At 67.3% G+C, this 17,342-nt stretch carries 14 protein-coding genes; 4 read left to right on the top strand and 10 right to left on the bottom strand.

The genetic code is table 11. The features are described from left to right. The first annotated feature begins 11 nt into the window (after nt 1–11). Nucleotides 12–1,445 (top strand): CoA transferase, encoded by a 1,434-nt coding sequence (locus QZM67_RS04050; RefSeq protein ID WP_301800885.1) that lies wholly within the window; start codon nt 12–14, stop codon nt 1,443–1,445. Between the two features lie 325 nt (nt 1,446–1,770). On the opposite strand, the gene QZM67_RS04045 is transcribed toward QZM67_RS04050, so the two are convergent. The 7 genes from QZM67_RS04045 to QZM67_RS04015 form a co-directional block, all read right to left on the bottom strand. Then, complete coding sequence (locus tag QZM67_RS04045) at nt 1,771–1,995, bottom strand: hypothetical protein (protein WP_301800884.1); 225 nt, start codon at nt 1,993–1,995, stop codon at nt 1,771–1,773. Between the two features lie 277 nt (nt 1,996–2,272). Next, the gene (locus tag QZM67_RS04040) at nt 2,273–2,476 is read right to left on the bottom strand and encodes a cold-shock protein (RefSeq protein WP_006485974.1); all 204 of its coding nucleotides are present in this window, start codon (nt 2,474–2,476) and stop codon (nt 2,273–2,275) included. 638 nt (nt 2,477–3,114) lie between these two features. Beyond that, nucleotides 3,115–4,683, bottom strand: a complete 1,569-nt coding sequence (gene ilvA, locus QZM67_RS04035) for a threonine ammonia-lyase, biosynthetic (protein ID WP_301801403.1) — start codon at nt 4,681–4,683, stop codon at nt 3,115–3,117. Between the two features lie 360 nt (nt 4,684–5,043). Beyond that, nucleotides 5,044–6,027, bottom strand: a complete 984-nt coding sequence (locus QZM67_RS04030; RefSeq protein ID WP_301800883.1) for a sulfonate ABC transporter substrate-binding protein — start codon at nt 6,025–6,027, stop codon at nt 5,044–5,046. Between the two features lie 123 nt (nt 6,028–6,150). Beyond that, entirely contained in the window at nt 6,151–6,990 is an 840-nt protein-coding gene (locus QZM67_RS04025; protein ID WP_301800882.1) for a MerR family transcriptional regulator, read from the bottom strand. A 27-nt stretch (nt 6,991–7,017) separates the two neighbouring features. Further along, entirely contained in the window at nt 7,018–7,560 is a 543-nt protein-coding gene (locus QZM67_RS04020; protein ID WP_301800881.1) for a GNAT family N-acetyltransferase, read from the bottom strand. Nucleotides 7,561–7,647: 87 nt separating this feature from the next. Continuing rightward, nucleotides 7,648–8,520 (bottom strand): LysR family transcriptional regulator, encoded by an 873-nt coding sequence (locus tag QZM67_RS04015; RefSeq protein ID WP_175026040.1) that lies wholly within the window; start codon nt 8,518–8,520, stop codon nt 7,648–7,650. Nucleotides 8,521–8,651: 131 nt separating this feature from the next. Between QZM67_RS04015 and QZM67_RS04010 the strand changes: the two genes are divergently transcribed. Continuing rightward, nucleotides 8,652–9,650, top strand: coding sequence for a quinone oxidoreductase (locus QZM67_RS04010; protein WP_301800880.1), 999 nt, complete (start codon nt 8,652–8,654; stop codon nt 9,648–9,650). A gap of 59 nt (nt 9,651–9,709) precedes the next feature. Here the strand turns inward: QZM67_RS04010 and QZM67_RS04005 are convergent, their stop codons facing one another. After that, the gene (locus QZM67_RS04005; protein ID WP_301800879.1) at nt 9,710–11,224 is read right to left on the bottom strand and encodes an MDR family MFS transporter; all 1,515 of its coding nucleotides are present in this window, start codon (nt 11,222–11,224) and stop codon (nt 9,710–9,712) included. Between the two features lie 231 nt (nt 11,225–11,455). Between QZM67_RS04005 and QZM67_RS04000 the strand changes: the two genes are divergently transcribed. After that, nucleotides 11,456–13,015 (top strand): methyl-accepting chemotaxis protein, encoded by a 1,560-nt coding sequence (locus QZM67_RS04000; RefSeq protein ID WP_043177246.1) that lies wholly within the window; start codon nt 11,456–11,458, stop codon nt 13,013–13,015. Between the two features lie 54 nt (nt 13,016–13,069). Here QZM67_RS04000 and QZM67_RS03995 read toward each other — a convergent pair whose 3' ends face one another. After that, a complete protein-coding gene (locus tag QZM67_RS03995) occupies nt 13,070–14,737 on the bottom strand; it encodes an ATP-binding domain-containing protein (protein ID WP_301800878.1) in 1,668 nt (555 codons plus the stop codon). A 125-nt stretch (nt 14,738–14,862) separates the two neighbouring features. Continuing rightward, complete coding sequence (locus tag QZM67_RS03990; RefSeq protein ID WP_175026035.1) at nt 14,863–15,717, bottom strand: helix-turn-helix domain-containing protein; 855 nt, start codon at nt 15,715–15,717, stop codon at nt 14,863–14,865. A 224-nt stretch (nt 15,718–15,941) separates the two neighbouring features. On the opposite strand from QZM67_RS03990, the gene QZM67_RS03985 reads away from it, so the two are divergent. Continuing rightward, nucleotides 15,942–17,276, top strand: a complete 1,335-nt coding sequence (locus QZM67_RS03985) for an FAD-binding oxidoreductase (protein ID WP_301800876.1) — start codon at nt 15,942–15,944, stop codon at nt 17,274–17,276. Nucleotides 17,277–17,342: the final 66 nt, after the last annotated feature.

The raw sequence follows: 17,342 nt of genomic DNA, 5'->3' as shown, positions 1-17,342 counted from the left end.
GCGAGGCGAACATGCGTATCGATCAAATGTCGAGGGAACGGGCCGTGGCCGATGAGGATCGGGTGTCGCATCATCTGCGGGCGTTCTGGCTGGCGGCGGGTGGGTCTCAGGCGTTCCTCGAGTCGTGCAGCTTCAACGGGTCGGGCGAGCTGGTTTCCGCGTTTCGCGTAACCGACATGGCCACGGCGGCAATCGGCGCGGCAGGGACGTCCGTTGCCGAATTGCTGCATGCGTCGACCGGAACGTTGCCGTCGGTGCGGGTCGACCGGCGCATGGCGTCGCTGTGGTTCGGCACGTCGCTGCGTCCGCAGGGCTGGACGATGCCGCCACAATGGGATCCGGTGGCCGGCAACTATCGGGCGCGCGATCGCTGGATCCGGTTGCACACCAACGCGCCGCATCATCGGCTGGCCGCCTTGTCGGTGCTGGGCTGTGCCGCCGATGCACCGGCGGTCGCGCAAGCGGTGAGTCGCTGGGATGCCGGTGCGCTCGAAGACGCGATCGTCGAGCGAGGCGGTTGCGCTGCGGCGATGTACGCGGCGCAGGAGTGGGCCGAGCACCCGCAGGGCAAGGCGGTCGCAACCGAACCGTTGCTGCATGTTCATGCCGCGACCGATGCCATCGCGCGTGACTGGCGCCCTTCGAAAGACCGGCCGTTGCGCGGCATCCGCGTGCTCGACCTGACGCGCATCCTCGCCGGCCCCGTGGCGACGCGATTTCTTGCGGGCCTGGGCGCAGACGTACTGCGCATCGATCCGTACGGCTGGGAAGAACCGGGCACGGTGCCCGAAGTCGTCCTCGGCAAGCGATGTGCGCGGCTGAACCTGAAAGATGCGGCGGATCTCGATACGCTCAAACAGTTGCTCGGCAGCGCGGATATCGTCGTGCACGGTTACCGGGCCGACGCGCTCGCGCGCCTCGGTCTCGATGCTGCGCATCGGCGCGAACTGAATCCCGCGCTCATTGACGTGTCGCTCGACGCTTATGGCTGGAGCGGTGACTGGCGTTGCCGGCGCGGCTTCGACAGCCTCATTCAAACGAGCACGGGAATCGCCGAGGCGGGCATGCGCGTCATGGGCAGCGATGAACCGGTGAACCTGCCCGTTCAGGCCATCGACCATGCGACGGGTTACCTGATGGCGACGGCCGCCATCCGTGGGCTGACGACACGAATGAAACAGGGTGTCGGTACCGAGGTTCGCGCGTCGCTGGCGCGCACGGCGGCCGATTTGCAACTGCGGTCGGAGCCCATGAGCGAGGTGGTCGAACTGGTCGCCGACGGTCAACGGGATCGTGCGGAGCACGTCGAGCCGACGTCGTGGGGGCCGGCATCCCGGCTCCTCCCGCCCTTGCAGATCGACGATGCGCCGCTCCGATGGTTTTATCCGGCGCGCGCACTGGGTGCGTACGAACCCGAGTGGTTGTCTTCGAACGGCGATCTTTGAAGCGGCGCGATGAATCGGCTGGTGTCGGTGAGTGGCGGCGGGACGGGAATCGGCCCGGCCACGGCAATGCATTGCGCTCAGCGCAATGCGCAGGTCGTCATCGTCATCGTCGGACAGCGCGCGAACGTGCTGGAACACGCCGCCGAAGTGATCGGCGGCGTGTTTCCCGATGCGCGTCCCACCGTGCCCGGACTGCCGACCTGGGCGTGCCTGATCAGGTGGACCGTGTTCTGGAGACGCTGGCAGAGCGTTTCGAGCCCCTCGATTTCGTGGTCAACGCGGCCGGCGCGTTGCGCGTCGCTGGATCGATGGTCGGGCCTTGCCTTCAACCGCGCGTGTCGACCCAGTTGCGTGCCCAGCGGGCCGAATGCTGCAACGCCTGCTCCTCACTCGTGAAGTAATCGAGCGAATAGAACTGGTAGCGGCCTTCGGTGCGTGGGCTACCGGCGCGTTCAAGCAGCAGGTTGGATGAAAAGCTTCCGTCGGGCAAACGATGCGCCGAGGGGTGAACGGCATAGCCGTTGTATTGTTGAATTCGATGGTTCTGCATTTTAATTTTAATAATGTTCGAGTGCGTGCGTGCCGTGCGGAATGTGCACAGGTGCGCCGATTCAAAGCCATTGCGAGCTGAATCTGAAGCAGTCGTAAAGCGAAAAAGGGCTTGGCAGCCTGAGGGGGAATGAAGTGCAACGAGGCGTGTGGCGCTCGGCGAGCTGCTGAATGAACCGATGCAGCTAAGAGCAATCGCGCCAACTTTGGGAGACCAATCTCCGCGAGGATGTCGCTGCAACCCGGCGTCCGTTACGGGAGGCCGGGTCCTTCAAACTTTACAGCGGCTTGATGTTGGCCGCTTGCAGACCCTTCGGGCCTTGCTTCGTTTCGAAGCTCACCTTCTGATTTTCAGCCAGCGTCTTGAAGCCGTCGGCGCGAATTTCGGAGAAGTGAGCGAACAGATCGTCGCCGCCGTTGTCGGGCGTGATGAAGCCAAAGCCTTTGCTGTCGTTGAACCACTTGACGATACCGGTATCCATGAAGATTCCTTGAGAAAAAATAGAAAGATTTGCTCTGTAAAAGAGCGCGTGAAGCGTCAAGGAGGGAGAGGACAACGAATACCGCTGAGGAGCGATCAATTGATGAACAGCAATCGGACTTCTTGAACTTCGGACGATACACTAACCGCTGGGCGGTGCTGGCGTCAATCGTTATCTTGTAACTGTGTTGCCACGCGGTCCGTTTTGCGGATGAGTCGATGTGGCCCCGCCTGGCTGCGGGCACTATCCGTGATGACGCACAGGTTGGACAGGGCCTGATGGGGTTGGTGGCGATGAAGGACCCGAAGCGGTCACATCACCTTATCCAAAGCGGCCATTCGAATCGGGGATCACGTTGCGACGGGCAATCGCTTCGCGGTCGTCCACGACAACCATAAAAGAGCCCCGCGCTCTGGCCGAGCGCCGACCGTTCGCCACGCGTTTCGCGATAATTCGGCAAGAACAAACAAGGCCGACGCGTCGTGCGCTCGTCATGTGCCGAAGCAGACGGACGAAGCGATCGGCGGCGCATGTCCCGATGCGCCACCGATCGTGCGAGAGGGATGACAACCGCACCCGACGCGGCAAGGACGATCGACTGTCCGGAAGACCCGCGTCGCCGACAAGCGCGATCCGTACTACAGGAACAAGCGATAGGCGAGATTGCTGCCTTCCTCGATGTACGGATAGCCGAGCGTCGACAGGAAGTGGTCGAATGCGTCGCGATCGGCCTGCGGCACCTGCAGTCCGACGAGGATCGAACTGTAGTCCGCGCCCTGGTTGCGGTAGTGGAACAGGCTGATGTTCCAGTCCGGTGCCATCGCCGACAGGAACTTCATCAGTGCGCCCGGCCGTTCCGGGAATTCGAAGCGGAACAGGCGCTCGTCGAGCGCGAGCGGCGAACGGCCGCCCACCATGTAGCGGATATGTTCTTTCGACAATTCGTCGTGCGTCAGGTCGATGGTCCTGAAGCCGTGCGATTCGAAGTTCGCGGCGATCTCGGCCGATTCGCCGCGGCGCTTGATCTGCATGCCGACGAAGAAGTGCGCGGATTGCGCGTCGGCGATCCGGTAGTTGAACTCGGTCAGGTTGCGATCACTGACGAGCGCGCAGAAGCGCCGGAAGCTGCCGCGTTCCTCGGGGATCGTGACCGCGAACACGGCTTCGCGCGCTTCACCCACTTCCGCGCGCTCGGCGACGAAGCGCATCCGGTCGAAGTTCACGTTCGCACCGGACGTGACCGCAATGAGCGTCTGGTTCTCGGTGCCTTCGCGTTCCGCGTAGCGCTTTGCACCCGCGACCGCGAGTGCACCGGCCGGTTCGAGCACGCTGCGGGTATCCTGGAACACGTCCTTGATGGCCGCGCATAGGGCATCGGTGTCGACCGTCACGACGCCGTCGAGGTATTCGGCGCACAGCCTGAAGGTTTCTTCGCCGACCAGCTTCACGGCGGTACCGTCCGAGAACAGGCCGACCTCGGTCAGCTCGACGCGCCGGCCGGCCGCGAGCGATTGCGCCATCGCGCACGAATCCTCGGTCTGCACGCCGATCACCTTGATCTCCGGGCGCACCGCCTTCACGTAGGCAGCAATGCCGGACGCGAGGCTGCCGCCGCCGATCGGCACGAAGATCGCGTGGATCGGCCCCTGGTGCTGGCGCAGGATTTCCATCGCGACCGTGCCTTGGCCGGCGATCACGTACGGATCGTCGAACGGGTGGACGAACGTGAGATCGCGCTCCGCCTGAACCTTGACCGCGTGCCGGTACGCGTCGCTGTACGACTCGCCAGCCTGGATGACCTCGACCGTCGGGCCGCCGTGCGCACGCACCGCGTCGACCTTCACCTGCGGCGTCGTGACGGGCACGACGATCACGGCCTTGACGCCCATCCGCGCTGCCGAGAACGCGACACCCTGTGCGTGATTGCCGGCCGACGCCGTAATCACGCCGCGCGCGAGCGCGTCCACCGGAATGTGCGCCATCTTGTTGTACGCGCCGCGCAGCTTGAACGAGAACACCGGCTGGTTGTCCTCGCGCTTCAGGTAGACGGCGTTGCGCAGCCGGGCCGACAGATTGCGGGCGGGCTGGAGTTCCGTCTCGCGCGCGACGTCGTAGACACGGGCGGTGAGAATTTTCTTGACGTAGTCGACGGGAGGCTGGGCTTGCGTGGCAAGCGCGGTGCAAGCGTCAGGCGAGCTTCGGTACAAAGACACGGTCATTTCCTTTCGAGGGCGGGTTTGAAATGCCCTGGGCGGAAATGAAACAACCCGCCTCAGGGGCGGGTTGTCGTCATTGAGCCGGATGCGCGCTAACCCACCATTCGAAGAATGGTGCGAATAATCAGCGCAATGGTGAATGCTTGGCGGCTCATGTTTTCAAGCATCAACCATGGCAACGGTAGTTGTCAACTGTATCGAGCGAATTCCGGCCATCATGGGATGGTTGCCTGGTCGAATGCCGGTACTTCGCGTCGCCTTTCCCGGTCATCCGTGACAAGCAACGAACGAGGCCGACGGGCAGGGTGCCGGTCGGCCTCGTGCGAATCAGTTCGCGCCGCGGGTTGCGCGTTACTTCGCCGCGAGCGCACTCTGCACGCTCTTGTCGACCCATGCGTTGTCGGCCACGCTCAGTTTCTGCGGAATCAGCTTCGCCGCATAAAACGCATCGGCGACGCTTTGCTGGGCCGCGACGATCTTTTCGTCGAGCGGCACCGCGCCAAACGGGACCCGCTTGATCCACGTCTCGACGAGCGGTTGCGGCAGGCCGACCTTCGGTGCGATCAGCGCGGCCGTGTCGGCCGGATGCGTGTTGACCCATTGGCCCGTCTCGCGCGCCTGCTTCAGGATCGCGCCGACCACGTCGGGATGCTGCTGCGCGAAATCGCGCGTCGCTTCGTAGAAGTTGTTGGTCGCCGAGAGTCCCGTGTAGTCGGACAGCGTGCGCACCTTCAGCGCATTTTGCGCGGCTGCATAGTACGGATCCCAGACGACCCACGCGTCGACGTTGCCGCTCTCGAACGCGGCGCGCGCGTCGGCCGGCGCAAGGTACACGGGGCGGATTTCGTCGTAGCGCACGCCGGCCTTCTTCAGCGCTTCGAGCAGCAGGTAGTTCGCGCTCGAGCCCTTCTGCAACGCGATCTTCTTGCCGCGCAGGCCGGCGACCGAACGGATCGGCGAATCGGTCTTCACGACCACGGCTTCGTTGTGCGGCGCCGGCGGTTCCGCGCCGACATAGACGAAGTGCACGCCGGCCGCCTGCGCGAACACGGGTGGCGGCGCACCCGTATAGCCGAAGTCGATGCTGTTCGCGTTCAGTGCTTCGAGCAGTTGCGGGCCGGCCGGGAATTCGAACCACTGGACGCCATAGCCGAGCGGCTTGAGCCGCGCTTCGAGCGAACCTTGCGCCTTGATGACCGACAGCAGGCCGGCCTTCTGGTAGCCGATGCGCACGACCTTGTCGGCGCCGCCTTGCGCGAAGGCCGGCGCGGCGGACAGCGCGACGAGCGTGGTGACTGCGGCGGCGCGGGCGATCCAGCGGGTGAAACGAATCATCGAACGGACTCCATGCGAAACGTCTTCGGGCGAGCGGTGGTGCTGCTCGGTTGGAAGAATCGTCGCATGGGCGATCACGCCCGCAAACGAAGCATTGCCGATATCAATATGACGGCGGCGCGCCTATGCTTCGTCGCTGTCGTCTTTCGATGCCGGCGTGCCGGACTGCCGCGCGGCCTCGTCGCTGAGCTTCTTGTCGAGGATCGTCGCGACACGGCCGCCGAGATAGGCGCTCGCCGCGGTTTCGAGTGCACGGTTCGTCTCGCCTTCGACGAACACGGCCGCGAGCGGGCGCAGGCGCCAAATTGCGTCGACCAGTTCGGGCACGTCGGTGGCGGGCGGCAGCGTGTCGGCGTCGTAGCGGTCGAGCCGCTTCACGACGAGATCGACGAGCAGTCGCGCGATCGCGTCGAAATGCGGCCGCGCGAGGCTGATCACGTCGAGCAGCTCGCGCGGCGGGATGCCTTCCTTCGTCATCGCGGCCGCTGCTTCGAGCAGTGCGGGGTTCTTCGCGACGAACGACAGGCCGCGCCGTTCGAGCAAGCCGAGTTCGGTCACGCGTGACAGCTGCGTGGTCGCCTGCGGGCCGAACATCTGCGCGAGCGCGGCGAGCGAATAGGTTTTCGGCAGTTCGTGCGACCAGCGGCCGCCGATCGCATTTTCGAGGCCGAGGATCGAGCGCAGGTCGTGGCCTTCGTCGATCGCCTTGATCAGGTCCTGGATGTTCGACAGCGTATAGCCGCGTGCGAGCAGGTGGTTGATCAGCTTCAGGCGCGCGACGTGCGTGTCGTCGTAGATGCCGACGCGGCCACGCTTTTCCGGCGGCGCGAGCAACCCGCGATCCTGGTAGGCGCGGACATTGCGCACGGTCGTGTCGGACACGCGTGCAAGTTCGTCGACCGTGTACTCGTTGCGGGAGTCCGGCGCCGCCTCGTCGGGTGTGGAATGAGTCTGTTTTGACATGCGGCCATTCTAGCGCGACGCGGCGGGCTAGGGCGAGACAGGGAGCGTGCGCGCGCCGTCGCCGAGCGGGCGCTGCAGCAGCGCCGTATCGATCCAGCGGCCGTGCTTGAAACCGGCTGCCTTCAGCATGCCGGCCGGCTCGAAGCCGAATGCGCGATGCAGCGACGTCGAGCCGCCGGTGCCGCCGTCGGCGATCACCGCGATCATCTGCCGCCACGGGCCGGCCTCGCAGCGTTCGATCAGCGCCGCGAGCAGCGCACGGCCGATCCCGCGCCCGCGCTGCGACTCGTCGATGTAGATCGAATCCTCGATCGTGAAGCGGTACGCGCTGCGCGAGCGATACGGCGTCGCATACGCATAGCCGGCCACGCGGCCATCGCATTCGGCGACGAGATACGGCAGCCCGTCGCGCAGCACCGCGTCGCGGCGCGCGCGCAGTACGGCGACGTCGGGCGGCGTTTCTTCGAACGACGCGACGCTGTGGTGCACGTGGTGCGCATAGATCGCGTGGATCGCATCGAGGTCGGCGTCGGTTGCGTCGCGAACGACGCAGGCGGGAGCGGTGGGCATGGCGGTGGGTCCGGCGAATTCAGAACGCAAACCACCACTATGCCGGCCGCCGAAGCGCATGGCAAAGCCGCGTGCGGCCGCGGCCGCCTAGAGCCGGCCGTCCGCCGCGCGAACCGCATCGGCGATCGCGTCGGCGACCCGCTGCACGCGCGGGGACCGTCGCACGTCCGGATGGACGACGAGCCAGATCTCGCGCTCGATGTCGCAACGCGGTGCGGCCGTCAGCTCGACGAGCGGCGCACCGGCGTGCGCGGCCGGATCGTCGACGAGAAACCTCGGCAGCAGCGCGACGCCGGCGCCCGCCGCGCACGCGTGATGCTGCGCAGCCAGGTCGTTGGTGACAAATGCGAAACGGCGTCCGGCCGCGAAGCGGGCGAGCCACTGGTGCTGCGGCGTTTGCGCGAGCGCATCGTCGTAGCCGACGAACGCCCAGGTTTCCGGCGGCGCGTCCGCCCATTCCGGCGACGCGCACAGCGCGAAGCGCATCGTGCCGAGCCGGCGCGCGGCGAGCCCCGGCTCGCTCGGCCGCGACAGCCGCACTGCGAGGTCGGCTTCGCGCGCATACAGGTTGGCCGCATGCATTTCGCCCATCAGGTCGATCCGCAGCGCCGGCCATGCGCGCTGCGCGCGGGCGAGCCGCGGCGCGAGGAAATGGCTCGCGAACACCGGCGACGCCGATACGCGCACCACGCCGTCTAACGCCGCTGCGCCCTGGGCGGCGCGCGCGAACGCATGCGCGTCGGTTTCGAGGCGGGCGGCATGCTCGGCAAGGTGCAGCCCTTCGTCGGTCGGCGGCCAGCCGCGCGGCAGCCGGTCGAACAGCCGGATGCCGAGCGCCGACTCCAGCGCGTCGATGCGCCGTGCGACCGTCGAATGCTGAACCTGCAGCGCCCGCGCGGCGGCCGACAGGCTGCCGCCGCGCATCACCGCGAGGAAATAGCGGATGTCGTCCCAGCTCATCGGTGACGCGGATGCAGGCGCGGCGTCCAGATCGGTTGAATTTTGCACAGTAGATGGGCGATTTACATGAGTTCCGTTCGATTATGCACGATGGGATGATCGTGTCACTTCATTCGATTACGAGGAACGTTATGACCCAGACTGCCACTGCCATCCGGATCGGGATCGACCGCTACGGCGACGCCGGCGTGCTGCGCCGCGTCGATGCGCCCGTCGCGCCGCCCGGCGCCGGCGAAGTACGGATTCGCCAGACCGCGATCGGCGTGAATTTCGTCGACATCTATTTCAGGACGGGGGCGCACGCGATGCCCGCGCTGCCGGACGCGCTCGGTGTCGAGGCGGCCGGCGTGATCGATGCGGTCGGGCCCGGCGTGACGGCGCTCGTCCCCGGCCAGCGCGTCGCGTATGCGGGCATGCCGACCGGCAGCTATGCAAGCCTGCGCACGATGCCGGCCGAGCGCGTGCTGCCGATCCCCGATGGCCTGAGCGACGAAGCCGCCGCCGCCGGGCTGCTGAAAGGGATCACGGTTTACATGCTGCTGCATCGCGTCCGGCAGCTCGGCGCCGGCGACACGGTACTCGTGCACGCGGCGGCCGGCGGCGTTGGGCTGCTGGCGACGCAATGGGCGCGTGCGCTCGGCGCGCGGGTGATCGGCACGGTCGGGTCGGCCGCGAAAGCCGCGCTCGTGCGCACGCACGGCGCCGAGGCGGTCGTCGATTATCGCGAGGAAGATTTTGTCGCGGCGGCACGCGCGTTCGGCGGTGGCGCGGGGGTCGATTTTGCGATCGACGGGATCGGCGGCGACGTGCTGACGCGCACGCTCGGCGCGGTCCGTCCGTTCGGGATGGTCGCGAGCATCGGACAGGTGGCCGCAATCGGCGCGCGGCAGACGTTCGATCTCGACGAACTGGGGCCGGCGCGGTCGATCGCGCTGTCGCGGCCGAGCGTGCTCGGCTTCATCGCGCGCGACGTGGACGGATATCGGGAGGCTGCACGCGCGACGCTCGACCGGCTGGCGGGCGGGATGCATATGGAGATCGGCGCGCGGCTACCGCTGGAACAGGCGGCCGATGCACACCGGCTGCTGGAGTCGCGCGCGACGACGGGCGGGGTCGTGCTGCTGCCTTGACGGCGGGCGGATGGGGATCGCGATGCGGCCCGCCGCTCGCATCGCGATCCACGGGCGGCTCAGTGATGCTTGCGCAGCGGCGCATCCTCGACGAACCACGCGAGCACGAACGCGATCGCGATGACGGTCGCCGCCGCGAGATACACGACATGCAGCGAACCGGCGAACGCATGGAGATATACATCGCGCACGGCATCCGGCAACTGGTGCACGGCGGCCGGGCCGAGCGCGGGCGGCAGCTCGGCGCCGGCCGGCAGCGCAGCCATCACCCGCGATTGCAGCCCGTGCGAGAACAGCGCGCCGAACGCCGCGACCCCGAGCGAACCCCCGATCGAGCGGAACAGCGTCGCGCCCGACGTCGCGACGCCCATGTGCCGGAATTCGACCGTGTTCTGCACGGCGAGCGTGAGCACGGGCATCACCATGCCGAGCCCGATCCCGAGCAGCGCCATGTACGCATACATCGTGTGCAGCGGCGTATCGAGCGTCAGCGTCGACAGCAGCGCCATCGCGATGCCGCCGGTCAGCGTGCCCAGGATCGGGAACATCCGGTACGAGCCGAGCCGCGAGATCAGCCGGCCGCTGACGATCGACGTCACGAGCATCCCGCCCATCATCGGCAGCAGCTGCATCCCGGCTTGCGACGGCGTCGAGCTCTTCACGACCTGCAGGTAGAGCGGGATGAACGTGACCGAGCCGAACAGCGCGATGCCGACGACGAAGCCGATCAGGCTGACCAGCACGAAGGTGCGATGACGGAACAGTTCGAGCGGCATGATCGGCTCGGCCGCGAGCCGTTCTTCATAGATGAAGCCGCCGATCGCGACGACGCCGAGCACGAGTGTCATCCATAGTTGCGGCGATGACCACGGCAGCAGCGAGCCGCCTTCGCTCGTGAACAGGATCACGCAGGTGAGGGCGGTGGCGAGGAACGCGGCGCCCATGTAGTCGATCCGGTGCTTCACGTGCGCGGTGTGCGGCCGGAACGCGACGCCGATCACCGCGAGCGCGAGAAAACCGAGCGGCAGGTTGATCGTGAAGATCCAGCGCCACGACAGGTGCTCGACCAGGAAGCCGCCGAGCAGCGGGCCGATGATCGTCGCGAGGCCGTACACGCCGCCGAACATCCCCTGGTAGCGCGCGCGGCGGTCGGGCGGCACCAGATCGCCGATCGCGGCCATCGTGACGACCATCAGGCCGCCACCACCCAGTCCCTGCAGCGCGCGCAGCACGATCAGCTGCGTCATGTCCTGCGCGACGCCGCACAGGGCGGAGCCCGCGAGGAACAGCACGATCGCGGCCTGCAGCACGATCTTGCGGCCGTACAGGTCGCCGAGCTTGCCGTACAGCGGCAGCACGACGGTGGACGACAGCAGGTACGCGGTGACGACCCACGACAACTGGTCGAGCCCGCCGAGCTCGCCGACGATCGTCGGCAACGCGGTCGACACGATCGTCTGATCGAGTGCGGACAGCAGCATGACGAGCAGCAGCGCGGCGATGATCAGCCCGGTCGGCGCGTCGCGGCGGGCCGTTTCGGCGGCCGGCGGAGTGAGGAGGGTGTCGGTTGTCATCGAGATATCTGCCATGGCAGGGAATTGTGTCGAACTATAGCCACAGATAATTGACTAGTCAATTTCTGCCCAGCCTCGATATGTTGCAGCCGTAACAGGAGATTGCCGGCCCGAAAAATTGATCGGGATCAGGCGGAAAGCAGGGCCGGACTCAAGTTTTCTGCAGGCAAACCGTAATCCAGAGTGCTGCGGACCGATTGCCGTGGCACCTTTCATCGCTCACGTCCCGTCATGAACCTGAACGTCCTGTTTTCCCGTTTCTCGATCCGTACGCGGATCTTCTCCACGCTCGGCCTCGTCGCCGCGCTGCTCGTCGTATCGGGGCTGATCGGCCTCGCCGGCATGCAGAGCTCGAACCGCGCGCTGGACGAGGCCTATACGCAGCAGCTGGCTGCGAAGACCGCGCTGTCGGCGGCCAGCCTGAACCTGACGGTCGTGCGTACGACGCTCGACCGCGCGCTGCTGCATCCGGAAGCGCCGGAAGTGCCCGATCTCGTCAAGAAGGCCGAGAACTATCTCGCGAAGGCCGACACCGCCTGGCGCGGCTACGCGGCGATGCCGCACGACGGCGACGAAGGCCCGCTTGCGAGCCGCCTCGACGCCGCGCGTCAGGCGCTGATCGGGCAGGCGTTGAAGCCGATGATCGACGCGGTCCGCGACGGCCGCCGCGACGAGGCCGACCGGCTGCTGATGCAGGTCGCGCCGCCGCTGTCGGTCGCGCTCACGCAGGCGACCGATGCGCTCGATGCGTATCAGGCCGCGCGTGGCAAGGCGGTGTACGACACCGCGCAAACCTATTACGGCTGGATGCGCGTGGGCGCGATCGCGGGTATCGCATTCGGCCTCGCCGCATGCCTCGGCTGCGCGGTCGGCCTGCATTTCGCGATCACCCAGCCGGTGAACCGGCTGCTGTCGCACTTCCGCCGCCTGTCGGACGGCGACCTGACGTCGGAGGTGCGCTGGTCTTCGCGCGACGAGATGGCCGAACTGGTCAAGGGCGTGACCGGCATGCAGCGCAGCCTCGCGGACACGGTGCGCCAGGTCAGCCAGGGTTCCGAGGCGATTTCGACGGCGACGCACCAGATCGCGGCCGGCAATACCGACCTGTCGCAGCGCACCGAGGAACAGGCGTCCGCGCTGCAGGAGACGGCCGCGAGCATGGAGCAGCTGACGGCGACCGTGAAGCAGAACGCCGACCATGCGCTCGAGGCGCAGGCGTGCGCGGACAGCGCGAGCGAGATCGCGACGCGCGGCGCGACGGTGGTCGGCGAGGTGATCGGCACGATGAACGAGATTGACCAGAGCTCGCAGAAGGTCGCCGACATCATCGGCACGATCGAGGGCATCGCGTTCCAGACCAACATCCTCGCGCTGAATGCGGCGGTCGAAGCCGCGCGCGCGGGCGAGCAGGGCCGCGGCTTCGCGGTGGTCGCGGGCGAGGTGCGCACACTCGCGCAACGCTCGGCGTCGGCGGCGAAAGAGATCCGCACGCTGATCGGCGAATCGGTCGAGCGTGTCGCGAACGGTTCGCGGCTCGTCGGCGTGGCCGGCACGACGATGCAGGACATCCAGCAGGCGATCGGGCGCGTGACGGGCATCATGACGGAGATCGCGGCTGCATCGAACGAGCAGCGCGACGGGATCGAGCAGGTGAACCGCGCGGTGTCGCAGATGGACCAGGTGTCGCAGCAGAACGCGGCGCTCGTCGAGCAGGCCGCGGCGGCGGCCGCTTCGCTGGAAGAGCAGGCCGACGGGCTGCGCCGCGCGGTGGGGGCGTTCCGGGTGGCTTGATCGACCGGGGCGGCGACGGGTGGGCGCTGGCCCGCCGGTCGCCCGCCCGTTACGTCAGACGGCTGCCAGTTGCGCGGCCGCGCGCGACGACGCGACGATCAGCAGCTTCATCGTCGCACGCGTCGCGCCGACGAACAGCTTGCGCGCGGCACGCGCGTCGAGTGTATCGAAGTCGACCTCGGTGAGGATCACGCACGGCGCCGACTGGCCCTTGAAGCGGTAGATCGAATCGAGCAGCACATCGCCTTCGCGATACTCCGGGTTGCCGAACAGGTCGTACTTGCCGGTGAAGCTCTTGAGCCGGTGCGGGCCGAGCTGGTCGAGCGGTGCGAGCACCGAGCCTTCGCGGCCGCGATAAGACAGCAGCGCGATGTCCTGCTTGCGGAAGCCGAGCGACAGCGCGTGCGTGATCGCCCGCTTGGTCGCGTCGATGCAGGCGTCGGCCAGTGCGTCTCCCGACGCGCCTGCTTCCCCGTATGCCGACACCGACGGATCCGAACCGTCGAACGGGCTGCCCGAGCGCAGCTCGGCCGCCAGCGGCTCGACCCGGCCGACGATGTCGCGCACGAATTCGAGCAGGTCGCGCGGGCTCCGGTAGTTCGTGAGCGCCTTCAGCGTGACCCAGCCCGGCAGCGCGACGGGTTCGCGCATGTACAGGTTCTGCAGCGGATCTTCCAGCCACCACCATGCGCCATCCGGCGCCAGCAAGCGCTCCAGCGCGGCCGCCCACGGCGCATGGAAATCCTGCCCTTCGTCGACGACCAGCACGTCGAAGCGCCAGTGCTCGGGAATCGGCGTTTCCGCGAAGCGCGCTTCGAGCCGCTCGAACTCGCCGGGCACCTGGAAGTCGGGCGTATAGCCGCCGTCGCGTGCGACCCAGTCGCACAGCTGGTGGTAGTTCGCGATCTTCGCGCCGGGCGGCGCGATGCGCGCGATGTAGTCGGCGAGCGGCCGGTTGAAGCACACGTAGAGCACGCGCTTGCCGGCCGCGACCGCATCGCGCATCGCCTGCACCGCGAGCTGCGTCTTGCCCGAGCCGGCCGTACCGGTGACGCGCAGCCGGAACGGCGCGAATTCGAGCTGGCGCGCCCACGCGGCGAGCCCGCCCGACAGCCGCGTGACGAGCGTGCCGGCCTGCCCGACGAGCGCGCTCGTATCGGGCGTGAGCGCGAGTTCGTCAGCCAGGAAATGGTGGAGTTTCGGCGCGTTCGAAAAGTGCTCGTCGTCTTCGGGCAGGATCTGCAGGATCACCTGCGCGAGCTGCGCCTTGCGCGACGCATCGACGATGCGGTCGGCCGCGACGCCGGCGATCGACGCGTCGCGGATCGCGTAGTCAGGGCAGTACAGCAGCGCCTCGACGCCGTAGACGCCCGCGCCGAGCGCGGCCGTCAGGCGCCGGTGCAGTGTTTCCTGCGTGCGCGCGAGCTGGATCGGGACATTGCGTTCCTTCTGCAGATAGACCTTCACGAGCCCCTTCGGCGTTTCGCGCAGGAAGCCGGCTTTCTGCTCGATCAGCAGCACGCGGCCGGCCGGGCTCACGACGACGAACGCGGCCTCGCCGAACACCGAGAATGCCTGATCGGCGCGCGTCCAGTGCACGCCGTGATACACGGTGTAGCTGTCGGGCAGCGCGTGTTCGAGCGCGGCGAGCGTTTCGCGCTCGCGTTCGGCCGCACCGGTCGCGGCGAGGCTTTTCCAGTCGTCGGGGATGAGGCGGGCCATGGCGTCGGGCGGCGGAAGCCGGCGTGGGCGTGAACGGGTGCGGCTATTGTACTGAGCTATGACCCGGTTCACGACCGCCGTGCCGCGCAGACGCTGGCCGTCCGGAGAAGGACGGCCCGGGGACGTTACCCGCGCGCGAGCCGTTTCGCGAGATCGGCGCTGAGGATCGCCATGCGCGCGGGCTTTTCGTAGCAGACGACGTCGAACGCTCGGATCACGTCGCTGATATCGGCCTCGCTCGCGCGGCCGGTGAGCAGGTCGCCGGTCAGCACGAAGATCGGCGCGCCCGGGTTGTCGGACGTGCGCACGGCCTTGATTGCGGTGGCGGCCGTGCTGTCGTCGAACAGCCATTCGGTCAGGACCGCGTCGAACGCCTGGCCCTGCAGCGCGTCGACGAACGGCGCGAGGCCGTCGAATGCGGCCGTCGCGAAGCCTTGCCGTTCGAGATAGCGGCACAGCTCGGTCGCGCTGACGCGATCGGGGTCGATCACCGCGACGACGAGCTTGTCGTTCTCCGCGCGGCGTGGATAGATCTCGATCTTGTGCACGTCGTACGCGTTCTGGTACAGCACGCCCGTGTGGCGCAGCACGCGCCAGCGGCCGTTTTGTTCATACGCGACGAACTCGGGGCGAGCGCCGGCTTCGAGCGGCGCGCCGATCCATGCGGTGCACGGAATCTCGGCGACGCCCGCATAAAGGACGGCTTCCTGCGAATAGGCGCCGACCATGCCGGGGTCGAGCGTTTGCGCGCCGAACAGCTGGGCGGCGGGTTCGCCGTATGCTTCGGCGACTTTCTTGATCTGCGCGAGCGTCCAGGGGCTGCTGCCGCGCAGTTTGCGATGGCCTTGCGAGAAACTCAGGTCGAGGATGCGGCACAGCTCGGTGGTCTGCTGGCGCTTGCCGATGCCGTTGCGGGTCATCAGCTCGCGCACGCGCTCGGCAACCGCGAGGGAATCCGTGGTGATTGCTTCAGTGGTCATGCTACGGGAACGGATCGTGACGTTCAGAACGACGCCTTTCGGCAGTCTCGACGGACAGTCTTCAAGACGTCCAGGGGCGAGCCGACCGGCCACGCGCGGAAAAGATAACTTTACCGCAAAATGGTCGTCATTCAGCGCCGTGAAAGGTGCGTTTGTGTGAAAGGTGTGTCACGACGTTACCGTCGCGGTTCGTATCCGGATGCATTAACGCCTGACAGGAAACAATGACGACAACTTATCCGCTGCACGATGCCCTGACCCTCGCCGGCACGCGATTCCCGGCAGAAGCCGACGTCGTGATCGCGGGTGCCGGCATCATGGGCTGCACCGCCGCGTATTACCTGGGCCTGCGCGGCCTGAAGGCCGTCGTGCTCGACAAGTCGCGCATCGCCGGACAGCAGTCGACCCGTGCGTGGGGCTTCGTGCGGCAGCAGGGCCGCGAAGCGGCCGAGGTGCCGCTGATGATGGCCGGCATGCGGATCTGGGAGGGGCTAGAGGAAACCCTCGGTTTCGACCTCGAATGGCGGCAGGGCGGCTGTCTTTATATTGCGGACAACGAAACGGACTGGGCGTCGTTCAACGCGTGGCTCGCCGTCGCGCGCGAGCACGGGTTAGACACGCGTACGCTGACGCGTGCGCAGATCGACGAACGCGTCAGCGGCCTTTCGTCGCAGGCACGCACGCTCGGCGGACTGTACACCGCGACCGACGGCCAGGCCGAGCCGCGCCGCGTGGCCGCCGCGTTCGCCGCGCGTGCCGCCGAGGCGGGCGCGCGCTTCTTCGAAGGCTGCGGCGTGACCGCGATCGAGACGGCCGGCGGCGCGGTGGTCGGTGTCGTGACCGAGCGCGGCACGATCCGTACGCGGCGCGTGATCTGTGCGGCCGGCGCGACCAGCTTCCGGCTGCTCGACGGCGTCGGCATCCGGCTACCGCAGCAGGCCGTCCGCGGCACCTGCATGCGCACCAATGTGGTGCCGCCGGTGTCGGCGTCGACGGTGTGGGGGCACGGCCTCGGCATCCGGCAGCGCAAGAACGGCGCGATCAATCTCGCCGACGACATGCAGGTCGACGTCGACCTGACGCTCGGTCACCTGCGCGGATTGAGCCTGTTCTGGCCGGAGTTCTGGTCGCAGCGCGACAAGTTCCGGCTGCACGTGAACGGGGCTGCGTGGCGCGATGCGCTTGCCCGCATCAACGGCGCGGCCGGGCCGATCGAGCCGCGCGATCCGCAGCCGCAGCCGAATCGTGCGCATGCGCCGCGTGCGCTCACGAAACTCAAGACAATCTTCCCCGCGCTGAAGGACGCGCAGATCGTCGAAGCCTGGGCCGGCCTGATCGACGTGCTGCCTGACGGCATTCCGGTGATCGATGCGCCGGGCACGCCGTCCGGGCTCGCGATTGCGACGGGATTCTGCGGCCACGGTTTTGCGATGGGGCCGATCGTCGGGCGGCTGCTTGCCGAATGGGTCGACACGGGCGCGCCATCGCTCGACCTGTCGGCGTTTCGCGCGCAGCGCTTCGTCGACGGGACGATGGTCCGGCCGCGCAGCATGTTGTAGCAGACGAAGCGACGCGATGACGTCGGCCGGTCGCGGCCGACCCATCGTAGAATCGAGCCCGCATCC

Source organism: Burkholderia sp. AU45251 (assembly GCF_030482905.1).
Classification (GTDB): Bacteria; Pseudomonadota; Gammaproteobacteria; order Burkholderiales; family Burkholderiaceae; genus Burkholderia; species Burkholderia aenigmatica.
This window is presented reverse-complemented; position numbering and strand designations above follow the sequence as displayed.